This is a genomic window from Gilliamella sp. LMG 34359, from assembly GCF_984569085.1.
The window spans coordinates 793,529-805,690 of sequence record NZ_OZ474906.1; the positions used below are offsets into that span (position 1 = coordinate 793,529).

At 35.3% G+C, this 12,162-nt stretch carries 15 protein-coding genes; all 15 read left to right on the forward strand.

From position 1 onward, the window contains the following. The first annotated feature begins 8 nt into the window (after positions 1–8). The 15 genes from AC5LXV_RS03725 (at position 9) to plsX (ending at position 12,159) form a co-directional block, all read left to right on the forward strand. Positions 9–320: an antibiotic biosynthesis monooxygenase family protein gene (locus AC5LXV_RS03725; protein ID WP_110434540.1), complete on the forward strand. Its 312-nt coding sequence runs from the start codon at positions 9–11 to the stop codon at positions 318–320. A 358-nt stretch (positions 321–678) separates the two neighbouring features. Beyond that, the gene (locus AC5LXV_RS03730) at positions 679–1,278 is read left to right on the forward strand and encodes a LemA family protein (protein ID WP_110434539.1); all 600 of its coding nucleotides are present in this window, start codon (positions 679–681) and stop codon (positions 1,276–1,278) included. Between the two features lie 5 nt (positions 1,279–1,283). Next, a complete protein-coding gene (locus AC5LXV_RS03735) occupies positions 1,284–2,204 on the forward strand; it encodes a TPM domain-containing protein (protein ID WP_493467408.1) in 921 nt (306 codons plus the stop codon). Positions 2,205–2,624: 420 nt separating this feature from the next. Beyond that, entirely contained in the window at positions 2,625–2,954 is a 330-nt protein-coding gene (locus AC5LXV_RS03740; RefSeq protein WP_493467409.1) for a transcriptional antiterminator, read from the forward strand. A 45-nt stretch (positions 2,955–2,999) separates the two neighbouring features. After that, the gene (locus AC5LXV_RS03745) at positions 3,000–3,368 is read left to right on the forward strand and encodes an SFCGS family glycine-rich protein (RefSeq protein ID WP_034884881.1); all 369 of its coding nucleotides are present in this window, start codon (positions 3,000–3,002) and stop codon (positions 3,366–3,368) included. A 13-nt stretch (positions 3,369–3,381) separates the two neighbouring features. Beyond that, positions 3,382–3,678 (forward strand): DUF4312 family protein, encoded by a 297-nt coding sequence (locus tag AC5LXV_RS03750; protein WP_493467410.1) that lies wholly within the window; start codon positions 3,382–3,384, stop codon positions 3,676–3,678. A 15-nt stretch (positions 3,679–3,693) separates the two neighbouring features. Next, the gene (locus AC5LXV_RS03755; RefSeq protein WP_110434536.1) at positions 3,694–4,446 is read left to right on the forward strand and encodes a DUF4311 domain-containing protein; all 753 of its coding nucleotides are present in this window, start codon (positions 3,694–3,696) and stop codon (positions 4,444–4,446) included. Between the two features lie 18 nt (positions 4,447–4,464). Then, entirely contained in the window at positions 4,465–5,118 is a 654-nt protein-coding gene (locus AC5LXV_RS03760; RefSeq protein WP_493467411.1) for a DUF4310 family protein, read from the forward strand. Positions 5,119–5,166: 48 nt separating this feature from the next. Beyond that, the gene (locus AC5LXV_RS03765; RefSeq protein ID WP_493467412.1) at positions 5,167–6,321 is read left to right on the forward strand and encodes an amidohydrolase/deacetylase family metallohydrolase; all 1,155 of its coding nucleotides are present in this window, start codon (positions 5,167–5,169) and stop codon (positions 6,319–6,321) included. Then, positions 6,299–7,438: a DgaE family pyridoxal phosphate-dependent ammonia lyase gene (locus AC5LXV_RS03770; protein ID WP_493467413.1), complete on the forward strand. Its 1,140-nt coding sequence runs from the start codon at positions 6,299–6,301 to the stop codon at positions 7,436–7,438. Before AC5LXV_RS03765 ends, AC5LXV_RS03770 begins: the two co-directional genes overlap by 23 nt. Next, positions 7,438–8,178 (forward strand): 2-dehydro-3-deoxy-phosphogluconate aldolase, encoded by a 741-nt coding sequence (gene dagF, locus AC5LXV_RS03775; protein WP_110424293.1) that lies wholly within the window; start codon positions 7,438–7,440, stop codon positions 8,176–8,178. The genes AC5LXV_RS03770 and dagF overlap by 1 nt, the downstream gene beginning before the upstream one ends. 3 nt (positions 8,179–8,181) lie before the next feature. After that, positions 8,182–10,101: a BglG family transcription antiterminator gene (locus AC5LXV_RS03780; protein ID WP_493467414.1), complete on the forward strand. Its 1,920-nt coding sequence runs from the start codon at positions 8,182–8,184 to the stop codon at positions 10,099–10,101. Positions 10,102–10,397: 296 nt separating this feature from the next. Next, positions 10,398–10,907, forward strand: coding sequence for a 23S rRNA accumulation protein YceD (gene yceD, locus AC5LXV_RS03785; RefSeq protein WP_110424291.1), 510 nt, complete (start codon positions 10,398–10,400; stop codon positions 10,905–10,907). Between the two features lie 4 nt (positions 10,908–10,911). Then, the gene (rpmF, locus tag AC5LXV_RS03790) at positions 10,912–11,079 is read left to right on the forward strand and encodes a 50S ribosomal protein L32 (RefSeq protein WP_025316508.1); all 168 of its coding nucleotides are present in this window, start codon (positions 10,912–10,914) and stop codon (positions 11,077–11,079) included. Positions 11,080–11,112: 33 nt separating this feature from the next. Then, positions 11,113–12,159 carry a phosphate acyltransferase PlsX gene (plsX, locus tag AC5LXV_RS03795; RefSeq protein ID WP_493467415.1) on the forward strand — a complete coding sequence of 349 codons (1,047 nt, stop codon included), beginning with the start codon at positions 11,113–11,115 and terminating at the stop codon, positions 12,157–12,159. Positions 12,160–12,162: the final 3 nt, after the last annotated feature.

Here is a 12,162-nt window from a genome sequence, read left to right on the forward strand (position 1 = left end):
AGAATTAGATGTATATTGTAATGAATCGTTTTAAAATTAAGTTGGGTAGTGAGGATACTTTTATTGAAATCTGGCGTAATCGTGATAGTCATTTAAAAGAGACGAAAGGGTTTAATCGTTTTTATTTTCTTAAAGGTAAAACGTATGCAGATTACACGCTGTTTTCATCGTATGCCGAATGGGAATCAAAACAAGATTTTGAAAACTGGGTTAATTCAGATCATTTCAAACATACGCACCGTAATACCGATAGCCGTCCAAATAACCCAGATATCTATTTTGAACCGGCTCAACTAGAATGTTTTGAAGTTATTATCTAAGTTTTTTTTAATCTAAAAAATCTAATTTAAAAATAAGTATTGTGAGCAATACCAATAAAAATTACCGATGATTATTCTTCGCAAATTGCATAAAAAAAAGCTATAATTATTAAAAATTATCTGGCATAACATCGATTAAAGAAATATGTCAGTTCATATAAATTAATCTATTATCTAAAAGTCTCTTCTTGGTAGTCTGTAGTCCGTAACTATTTTCATAAATAGTTATAAATATATTCCTCAATTAAGCATTATTAGTTTGTTTAGTAGCAAAATATTTTCAGGTTACTGGTTAGTGTTTGCTAATTATCATGCTTTTTAAGCTATTTGAAAGTTTAACTATTTATAGGGGCTAACTATGAAATCCAAATTGTTCTTGCTTATCGTTATATTAATTATTATCGGTGCGTTTCTATTTTTTAAAGACTATAACAGCATTCAAACTCAAGACGAAAAAGTGGCGGCTTCTTGGTCAGAAGTTGTTAATCAGTACAAACGACGCGCTGATTTAGTACCTAACTTAGTTAATACAGTAAAAGGTTATGCTAGTCATGAAAAAGATGTTTTTACTCAAGTAACTGATGCCAGAGCTAAAGTCGGTTCGATTCAAATCAATGCCGATCAACTTAGTGATCCCGCTTTATTCTCAAAATTCCAACAAGCTCAATCTGAATTAAGTTCTGCCTTAAGTCGCTTAATTGCCGTTAGTGAAAATTACCCAGAACTTAAAGCAAATACACTCTATCAAGATTTAATGAGTCAACTTGAAGGAACCGAAAACCGTATAACGGTTGCTAGAGGTCGATATATTGAGACTGTACAATCCTTTAACACTTATATTCGACAATTGCCAACCAAATGGATTGCAAATGTTATAGGGGTACAACCAAAACAACAGTTTACCGTTGAAAATGAACAACAAATTTCTAATCCTCCAGCTGTCAATTTCGGACAATAAATATAATGAAAAAATATTATCTACTTTTTTGTTTACTGTTTTTCAGTTGTGCAAGTTATGCATTAACTGAAATTCCCTCTTTTGACCGGCGGGTTATTGATACCTCAAATACTTTAGCACCTTCACAAATAGATGATTTGGAATCAGACTTGATTGCTTTTGAAAAGACGAGAACTGATGGTGCACAGATTGCGGTATTAATGATCGCCAAACTTGATAATGAGACGGTTGAACAGTATGCCGATCGGGTATTTATTCAGTGGAAAATAGGTAACAAAGAGCGAGATAATGGCATTTTATTATTAATTATTAAAGATGATAAATTGATGCGAATTGAAGTCGGTTATGGTTTTGAAGGCATCATTACGGACTTAATTGCTAGCCATATCATCCGCGAACAATTAGCACCACAATTTAGACAAAATAACTATTATCAAGGGATACATGATGCACTTTCAGTATTAATCAATCATTTGAATGATCCGCAACAGGTCCCTGCGACCAACAGTGATCCTGATCTCAAAACGGTACTTGCTGGTGATTTTGGTGCCAATTTATTTAACTATGGGTTAGCATCCTTTTTTATCTGTTTCACTATTGCTAGCTTATTTTCGATTAGTTCCACTAAACGTAGTGCGAGCCGAAGTTTAGGTACTGGTTTGCTAAATGGGATGTCAGTTGGAGGGTTTACTTTATTCAATGGTTATTCATTACATATTGTTTTACCACTAATATTTTTAGCTTTTGTTGCCAGTGCAATTTTAAGTGGCATTTTAACTATGCGTGGTGGTGGCGGTAGTGGACGCGGTCGAGGAGGCGGTTTTGGTGGCGGTAATGGTGGTGGATTTGGCGGAGGTTCTTTTGGCGGCTTTGGTGGCGGCGGCGGTGGACGCAGTGGCGGTGGTGGTGCTTCTGGTAGCTGGTGAACTTTAACAAACTAAATACTAACCGGATTGAGTAATTTATGTATGTTAACTCTATTCGACAAATATCGTTTTCTATGTCCTGCATATTGGATAGCTCCTGTTATCTTTGTTGTATGGTTAACATATTATTATTTAACACATTTTTACTTTTATATTAAAAATCTGATAAAAATATGAGGAAAAGGAGTTTTCTCATATTAAATTTGCTATTTAATCGCATTTTAACGCGCTTACTGATTAGATTTAAAATAAATTAACTCAATTTACAAAAATATTTCCCACTAAAATGCTTGTTAGCAACAGCATTAATCCATAATTACAAGAAATTTCCTTTTGCAATAGGAAAAATTCTCTCTCCACATTTATAGTTATTTCATTTAGGCTAAGCCATCTTAAAAAAACAAGAGAATTAGAATGACTATGCCACAAATACAATTCCGTATGATCGAAGATGATTTAGATCCCGAAGTTGTGACTGAGCAAACGATAGAAATTATTAATCGTTGGTTAACTGAACATCAAATAACCCAAAACGATGTGCAAAAAGCGATGTTGTTATCACATGTTAAAGCAATGGTTGAAAGAGCAAAAACACTAGAAAAACTACCTGAAGTCGATCCATCTTTATTTGATGAGCTCTCAGAACAATCCTTAATGCTTGCACATAAAACTGTACAATTATTCAATAGCCTAGCAAAAGAAGAGGCTTATTTATTAGCTGTTCATTATGAAGTGGCTATAGCAAATTAACCAAATTACTAGATCTAAAATACAATAATTAATAGGAGAATAATTATGGCTGAAGTAATCATCGTAATCGGCGATAGAATGGGAAAAGGGCAAAAAATTGCAGAAGGAATCAATTCTATTGAAGGATGTCGTGCAATTGTTATCCCAGGTATGGCTGCTGATATGAAATTAGGTGATGTGATGAATAATGAGAATGCCGATTTAGGGCTTTCGTTTTGTGGCAGTGGTGGTGCGGGTGCCATAACGGCGCAAAATAAATATGGTTATTCTCAACGACATGGTATGCGTTCAATTGAAGAAGGTGAAACAGCCATTAATGACGGTTGTAAAGTACTTGGCTTTGGTTTTATGGATACAGTGGAACTTGGTCAACGTATAGCTCAAGCATTTTTGAAAAAATATCCACGTAGTTAAATAGGTTAGAAATATGAAAAAAACTGAGCAGATACAAATTAGAGTAACTGGGCAAGGAGATTCAAAGCAGCGGGCATTTGCTATAGCGCTAAATCAGGTGCAAAAGCAAGTGCTTAAAAATACGAATAATATAATGCTACGAATTGAACCGCTTGATATTAGTGTTGTTTCTGCTATTGAAAAGATAACTACAGAACGTTTTTTATTTATTTTTTTACCAAGAAAAAAGACATTTTATGACATCACTCTTGATGTCTCAGTAAATGTTACATTTATCGATCTCAACGATATTAACTTTATCTCTAAATAACGCAAAAGGAAAGTAATGGAAATTCTAATTATAGCATTGAAGTCCATTGTAATTGGTGGGCTATGTGGATTTGGAGTAGGCGCTGGTGCTGCTCGAATGTTTCATGCTCCAACTTATCAAGGTATGGGGGCTTTTCGTACCCTAGGTGAACTTAATTCTTGTGAGGGTGATCCTGCTGCACATTTCTCATTTGGCTTAGGATTCTTTTTTAATGCTTGGGCTTCATCTGTTGCTGCCGGTTCATTTACCCAAGATGTTGATCACCGTATTATCCCTAACTGGGGCGCAGCACTATTGATGATAAAAAACCGAAATTTGGAGCAGACATTACATTCTCCTAAAAAAATGGCGTTTGCATGTGCATTAATCGGTGTGATTGTTGTGTTATTTTTAAATACAACAACCTCTGTAATTCCTGATTCTTTAAAAATCACCGCGACCAAAGTTTTAGTTCCCGCTGCGAATTTACTGGTAGCAACCGTGATGCCGGTTATTTTCTGGTTGGCAGCTTTAGATGCCGGTAGAAGAAGTGGCTTTTGGGGCACATTGTTTGGTGGGCTTGCGCAATTAATTATGGGCAATGCGGTACCTGGTTTAGTGTTAGGTATTTTGATTGGTAAAGGAGTGGATGACAGTGGTTGGAACCGAGTGATGGTAATCATGTTAACTGCGGTAATTGTTTTATTTGTCATGAGCGGTTATTTCCGTGGATTTGATATGAAAATGATTAATTCATTCCGAGATGGTCTGTCTTATTGGTTTAAATAATATAGGGAACAATAGATTATGAATACTCAAACAACCATTAATAAAAGTTTTTGGTATGCCGATTGGTCATTCCCTATTTTTTGTGGATTACTCTCTGCAGGTATTTTTGCTGGAACGCATACTTTTTATGTATATGGAATTGGTGCTTTTAATGAAATAGCCTTTGTTGCCATGCTTAAATCAGGTATGACGACAGGCGATTATGGTGCAGTAGCAGCATTTGGTGCCAGTTTTTTATTTGCCCGTGTCATTGAAGGCTCGCTAGTTGGAATTCTCGATATTGGTGGCGCGTTACAAACAGGTATAGGTTTAGGTGTGCCCGCGTTGTTACTGGCTGGTGGCTATACATTGCCAATTGAAAACTTTTTGGTGGCGTTATTAACCGGTTTATTACTCGGTATGGCAATAGGTTTACTTATCATCCTTATCCGTAAATTTACGGTTAATAGTGGTGGTGGATCAACTTTTGGTGCTGATGTCATGATGGGCGCGGGAAATGCATCTGGTCGTTTTCTTGGTCCAATGATTATTTTATCCGCTATGGTTGCCTCTATTCCTATCGGTATCGGTTCATTGCTTGGTGCACTATTATTTTATGTATGGAAAAAGCCTATCACTGGCGGTGCAATATTAGGTGCCATGATTTTTGGTGGTATCTTCCCAATTATATAATGTTATATCCCCTCAATCATAATTGTGGTCGAGGGGTTGGGTTAAATTATGTATGATTTAATTATAAAAAATGCCAAACTTATTGACAATTCAGTAACTGATATTGCCATTAAACATGGCAAAATTGTTGAAATTGACAAAAATATAATCGCAACTTCAAATCGAGTGTTAGATCTACAAAATCAACACTATATAAGTGCCGGATGGATAGATTCTCATACCCATTGCTTTGCACATTCACCAATTTACTATGATGAACCCGATCTCATTGGTGTTGAGTCTGGCGTGACGGCAGTGGTTGATGCTGGTAGTGTTGGTGCACTTGATATTGACGAGTTTTATGATTTAGCGATGCAGGCTAAAACTCATGTTTATTCCTTCCTAAATATCTCAAAAATAGGCTTAGTAAGGCAAAGTGAGCTTGCTGATATGCAAGATGTGGATGTGCCGTTATTTGATCAAACTTTAGCTAAATATCCCAATTTTATTATTGGTATAAAAGTTAGGATGAGTCGTAGCGTTGTTGGTGAAAATGGTATTTTACCGTTAATCAAAGCGAAAGAGATGCAAAAAAAGACTGGTTTGCCACTAATGATTCATGTAGGAAACAATCCTCCTGAACTTGATGAAATTGCAGATTTATTAACTAAAGGCGATATTATTACTCATTGTTTTAATGGTAAGCCCAACCAAATATTTGATAATCAAAATAATCTGCGTGATTCAATTAAACGTGCTATTGAACGTGGGGTGATTTTAGATATTGGTCATGGTGGTGAAAGTTTCAGTTTTGCAGTAGCTGAGCGAGCAAAATGTTTAGATGTTTATCCAAACACAATCAGCTCTGATATCTATTCTAAAAATCGCTTACAAGGTCCTGTGTTTAGTTTAGCTAATGTAATGAATAAATTTATCTCTCTAGGCTATAGTAAAACCAGAATTATTGATAGTGTTACTAAAAACGCGGCACAAATTTTGCATTTAAATAATAAAGGGGAAATAGCCATTGGCTATGATGCCGATTTGACTATTTTTGATATAAAACAACAAACCGTCTCTTTAACTGATTCAGAAGGTGAAAAAAGGGAATGTCATGAACAGTTTTTTCCTTTAGCTGCTATCGTAAAAAATACAACTAAAAATGTTACAATCATTGAAATAAAACAAGAAGGTAGTAAAAATGAGCTCAGAATCTCAAACTGAAAAAGAAATATACAGTAAATACCACTTGAAAAAAGTGATTAATGCTTCGGGGCGAATGACTATTTTAGGTGTTTCAACACCTAGAGCAGAAGTGGTTGATACTGTATCTCATGGATTAAATGAATATTTTGAAATAAAAGATTTAGTCGATAAAACTGGACAATACATTGCTAAATTACTCAATGTCGAAAATGCTGTAGTTGTATCTTGTGCCTCTGCTGGCATTGCGCAAGCTGTCGCAGGCTTAATCGTTAAAGATGATCGTGATTTATTATTTAATTTACATAGCTCTGATAAATGGGTAGCTAGGGAAATTATTGTACCCAAAGGACATAACGTAAATTTTGGCGCTCCTATTGGTACGATGGTCTCTTTAGGTGGTGGAATTGTGGTTGAAGCGGGTTATGCAAATGAGTGTAAACCAGAGCATATTGAATCATTAATTAATTCTGATACCGCGGCTATTTTATATGTCAAATCACATCACTGTGTGCAAAAAAGTATGCTATCAGTTGCGCAAGCTGTAACGGTGGCCAAAAAATATAATATTCCATTAATTGTTGATGCCGCAGCAGAAGAGGATTTACAAACCTATTATCAACAAGGTGCTGATTTAGTTATTTATAGTGGTGCAAAGGCAATTGAAGGGCCAACTAGTGGCTTAGTTATTGGCCGTCATCAAGCCATTGAATGGCTTAAACTTCAATCTCAAGGTATTGGTCGACCAATGAAGGTAGGTAAAGAGGGTATTTTAGGCTTAACCAAGGCTATTGAGTTATATATTAACGATCCTAAACAAGAAACTGGACAAGAAATGGTTGCCAAAATGACACCATTTATCGAAAAGTTAAATTCTATTAATGGTATATCGGCAAAAGTTGTCTGGGATGGTGCTGGCCGAGATATTGCTCGTACAGAAATATCCTTTGATGCGAAGGTAATTGGCAAAACTGCTGTTGAAATGATAGATCTAATGAAGCAAGGCGAGATTGCAGTCTATTTTCGGGAATATAAAGCCAATGAAGGTAAAGTAGACGCAGATGTTCGTAGTGTAACGGCTGAACAGCTTGATATTGTCTATAACAAAATTATAAAAATTATCCAAGGAGTAAAATAATGCAATTGACACCAAATTATTTTAACGATCGTGTTTGTTTAAACGTATTAGCCAATTCAATTGATAACGCTAGTGCTATTTATGAAGCAGCACAAACTTATGTTGTTGTGGGGGTATTATCTAAAAATTATCCAGATAATCAGCAAGCAATAGCAGATATGAAAAAATATGCGTTAGCGATTGATAATGCTATTTCTGTTGGTCTGGGTGCAGGTGATCCTAACCAATCTACTATGGTGTCAGAAATATCTGCAGTTCTCCAGCCTCAACATGTCAATCAAGTTTTCACAGGGGTGGCAACAAGTCGAGCTTTATTAGGACAAAAAGAAACGGTAATCAATGGTCTTGTATCACCAACTGGTAAAGTAGGTTTAGTTAATATTGCCACAGGACCACTAAGCTCAAAATCACCCGCTGCAATAGTGCCGGTCGAAACCGCAATTGCTTTATTAAAAGACATGGGGGGGAGCTCTATAAAATATTTCCCTATGGGCGGGTTAAAACATATTGATGAATATGAATATGTGGCTAAATGTTGTGCTGAACATGATTTCTATCTAGAACCTACTGGTGGTATAGATTTAGATAATTATGAAGCCATTTTAAAAATTGCTTTAAATGCTGGTGTGAAAAAAGTTATTCCACATATTTATACCTCAATTATCGATAAAGTTACAGGTGCGACAAGAACGGAAGATGTTAAACAACTATTAACGATTACGCAAAAGTTAGCAGGATGAGTAATGGCATCTAAATTGCTATTTCCCTATCAACGACTAGCGTATATTTTTGATACGATAAAAAACGAATTGCTACCTCAAAAAGAGTTAGCAAATCGTTTTTCAGTATCAATAAGAACTATTCGTTCAGATATTGTTGCTCTTAACGATATATTACACACTTATGGTGCTAAAGTTGATTATGTTAAGAACGTTGGTTATCATCTTGTCATATCCGATTCTAATTTGTATGCAACCATACCGATTGTTCAGCAAATAGAACGGGTTCCTCGGACTAATAAAGAACGCGTTTCTGCCTTATTGATTGCATTTTTAACCCAATCAAAATCAGTAAAGTTGGATGATATTGCTGGTGAATGGTTTTTAAGCCGCAATACATTACAAAATGATGTTATTGAAGTTAAGCAATATCTAGATAAATACCATTTATCGTTGGAAAATCGTCCTTATTCTGGTATACGATTAGTTGGTGAGGAATCGGCTATTCGAGCGTGTTTAACTGATATTTTATGGCAACATCATATAACAGGAGACACTATTAATTTCACTCGGCTAATTCAGGTGATATTATCTGATATTGATTTAGATTATCTGGAAAGTGTACTACAAAATCAGTTTGAACGTTTTGAATTAAAATTAACTTCGGAAGGTCAAGGGTATTTGCTCTATTGTTGTGCCGTTTCAATCACCAGAATTACACAAGGGCATGAATTAGTAGAATATCAAGTCGATAATATTGATTCGACAGTTATTGGCGCTGCGCGTGAGGTTTCTGAAGGTTTCTCCTATTTTTTAGGTAACACTCTTTCAGAACCCGAATTTAACTATTTATGTGTGCAGATTATTTCGCGCACTATTATGGAATCGCCTAACCAAGCCAAAAGTTTAGAGCTATTTGAACATATCTTGTCTTATATTAATGATTCTTATCACTATAATTTAAAACAGGATATGAAGTTACGCCAAGATATGCTAATTCATATTTCATCAATGCTATCTCGGATAAAATACCAAATTCGTACTTTCAATCCAATATTACATGAAATTAAACAATATTATCCTTTTGCTTATGATATTACTTTATCGGCATTAGCGAATATTCATAAATTTACGGATGTTGAAATGACTGAAGATGAAATTAGTTATTTAGCAATTCATATTGGTGTGGCATTGGAGCGTAATTATAGTGCTGGATATGAAAGATTAGTGCAAATTTTACTGGTTAGTGAATTAGGTAACGCAACTATGCGCATGATTGAATCAAAAATTAACCGCGATTTTCCGCATATTTTAATCAACCGTACACTATCTTATCGAGAGTATGAACAGTTAACCAATATTGAGGAAGACTTTGTGGTATCAACCGTTCGCTTAACCGAAAAAGATAAACAAATAGTGAAAATTGCACCGTTTCCAACGCCTTATCAACTTGAACAATTAGGACGTTTATCTATGGTTGATCGCACTATGCCATATATTATTGAGCGTTTTTTTAATGAAAAGTTTTTCCTAATTATTGATAAACCGATGACACAAAGTGAACTGTTTCAGATGGTTTGTCAGCGGCTTGAGGAGTCCGGATATGTGGGACAGGACTTTTATCCATCTGTAGTAGAGCGAGAAAGTATTGTATCAACCTTAATCGGAGAAAATATTGCCATTCCACATTCAGTTGGGTTGTTGGCCAAAAAGACAGTAGTTACCACTATTTTGGCTCCTGAAGGCATTGAATGGAATAAAAATGAAATTGCGCATGTTATTTTCTTATTAGCAATTAGCAAAGATGAATATGAAGATGCGATGCGAATTTATAACTTAGTCGTCAATTTTGTTAAAGAGAGATCAACTAAGCGGTTATTAAACAGTCGTAACTTTGATGATTTTCAAGCTATAGTGAAAGATAGTTTTGGGCGATTATCATAATTAATTCGTTTTAATTTAAAATTGAAAATGGAATTTTATCAAGCGAATAAAAATTGTTAGGTAATGGTGAAATAAATAACGATTTTTGACGCAAAAAAAACTTCCTTTAATATTTTTTTGCTAATTATGAAGTAAAATAAAACTTATAAATATTAAGAAAATAATCAAAAATTAAAACAAATTATCTTGTGCTTGCCCATTGACGAAACAGTGATTTAAGGGTAAGATGCGCGCCTTATGGCTTTGTGTGGTTTTTAGCTACACTAAATAATTTTTAAGGTTGGGGTGCATATCTTATGCAAAATAAATTACCATTAACAATTGACCCAATCAAAGCAGCACAAAAACGACTTGATTATATTGGATATTATCCAGCTCAAAGTGCAACGAGGATTGAAAGTCCAAAAAGTGATATCGAATGTCATTTGTCTTTTGATTTTGATGAGCAAAGACTTTGCGTTATCACCATTGATGCAAAAATGACGCTAGAACAAATTTGTCAGCGTTGTTTTAAACCTTTTATCACTGAAGTTCATGTGATGAATAAATTTAGTCCTGTTAAGAGCGATGCTCAAGCAGAGACATTACCGGAACATTATGAGCCCGTTTTAGTTAACGAGTTTGGTGAAGTAGATATATTAGCGTTAATTGAGGACGAAATTATTCTCTCTTTACCAATTGTCCCGGTGCATGATAGTAAACACTGCGAAGTGTCAGAGGCAGATATGGTATTTGGTGAAATTCCAGCGGAGAATGAAAAACCAAATCCATTTGCAATTTTAGTTAGTTTAAAGAATAAGGGGTAAATCCATGGCTGTTCAACAGAATCGTAAAACTCGTGCAAAACGTGGTATGCGTCGTTCTCATGATGCATTAACTGTTGCTAATATCTCAGTTGATGAATCAGGAAAAACACATTTACGTCATCACGTAACCGCTGATGGTTATTATCGTGGTCGTAAAGTGATTTCTAAATAATTACTTAGTAATTAGAAATCTTCAGGTGACATTTTGGATAATCTAACCATTGCGTTAGATGCTATGAGCGGGGACTTCGGTCCTCGTATTGTTGTTCCTGCTGCAATTCAAGCATTACACCATTATCCAAACCTCTCTATCTTCCTTATCGGTGATTTAAAGGAAGTCAACGCCTTTTTGTCTAAAGAAAATGCAAAGCTGGTTAGTCAATATCAACAAAGTGGTCGTTTGATGATAACTGAATCTACTTCGATTATTACCAATGATATGAAGCCATCATATGCAATTAGACATAGTCAAGGCTCTTCAATGAGAATTGCATTGGAGTTAGTAAAAAGCAATAGAGCTCAGGCTTGTGTCAGTGCTGGTAATACCGGTGCGCTGATGGGACTTTCTAAGTTATTATTGCATTCACTAACTGGCATCGATCGACCGGCGTTAGTTGCAACTATTCCTGCTTTGAATAATCAAAACACAGTTGTGCTTGATTTAGGGGCTAATGCAGAATGCGATAGTGATATGTTAGTGCAATTTGCCATAATGGGCGAAATTTTAGCAAAGTCAGTGCTGCATATTGAAAATCCGCGGGTTGCCTTACTTAATATTGGTGAAGAAGATATTAAGGGATTAGATAAAATTCGTGCTGCGGCGTCTATTTTGAAAGCCAATGATCAAATCAATTATATCGGTTATTTAGAAGGTAACGAGTTGTTAACTGGTAAAACCGATGTGCTTGTTTGTGATGGTTTTGTGGGTAATGTGACGTTAAAAACCGTAGAAGGATTGATCAAAATTTTTATGTCATCATTCAAAATGCTGTTAGGGCATAATTCATTAATTATGAAATTGTTGAGTAAATGGCTGCAACGAAAAATAGTAAAAAATTTTGGTTATTTAGACCCAGGACGATATAATGGCGCCTGTTTACTTGGACTTCAAAGTATTGTGATTAAAAGTCACGGTAGTGCCAATCAAAAATCTTTTTTTGCAGCCATTGAACAAGCTATTTTAGCTATCGAAACCAATATACCTGAGAAGATTGCCAACAGCCTTTCTTCCGCACTACCTAAGAGCGAATAATTA

Coding starts and splice junctions, on each gene's coding strand:
- AC5LXV_RS03725 (WP_110434540.1), top strand. CDS start 9: ATGTATATTGTAATGAATCGTTTTAAAATTAAGTTGGGTAGTGAGGAT.
- AC5LXV_RS03750 (WP_493467410.1), top strand. CDS start 3,382: ATGAAAAAAACTGAGCAGATACAAATTAGAGTAACTGGGCAAGGAGAT.
- AC5LXV_RS03765 (WP_493467412.1), top strand. CDS start 5,167: ATGTATGATTTAATTATAAAAAATGCCAAACTTATTGACAATTCAGTA.
- AC5LXV_RS03735 (WP_493467408.1), top strand. CDS start 1,284: ATGAAAAAATATTATCTACTTTTTTGTTTACTGTTTTTCAGTTGTGCA.
- AC5LXV_RS03740 (WP_493467409.1), top strand. CDS start 2,625: ATGCCACAAATACAATTCCGTATGATCGAAGATGATTTAGATCCCGAA.
- AC5LXV_RS03730 (WP_110434539.1), top strand. CDS start 679: ATGAAATCCAAATTGTTCTTGCTTATCGTTATATTAATTATTATCGGT.
- AC5LXV_RS03760 (WP_493467411.1), top strand. CDS start 4,465: ATGAATACTCAAACAACCATTAATAAAAGTTTTTGGTATGCCGATTGG.
- AC5LXV_RS03755 (WP_110434536.1), top strand. CDS start 3,694: ATGGAAATTCTAATTATAGCATTGAAGTCCATTGTAATTGGTGGGCTA.
- AC5LXV_RS03780 (WP_493467414.1), top strand. CDS start 8,182: ATGGCATCTAAATTGCTATTTCCCTATCAACGACTAGCGTATATTTTT.
- AC5LXV_RS03745 (WP_034884881.1), top strand. CDS start 3,000: ATGGCTGAAGTAATCATCGTAATCGGCGATAGAATGGGAAAAGGGCAA.
- yceD (WP_110424291.1), top strand. CDS start 10,398: ATGCAAAATAAATTACCATTAACAATTGACCCAATCAAAGCAGCACAA.
- AC5LXV_RS03770 (WP_493467413.1), top strand. CDS start 6,299: ATGAGCTCAGAATCTCAAACTGAAAAAGAAATATACAGTAAATACCAC.
- dagF (WP_110424293.1), top strand. CDS start 7,438: ATGCAATTGACACCAAATTATTTTAACGATCGTGTTTGTTTAAACGTA.
- rpmF (WP_025316508.1), top strand. CDS start 10,912: ATGGCTGTTCAACAGAATCGTAAAACTCGTGCAAAACGTGGTATGCGT.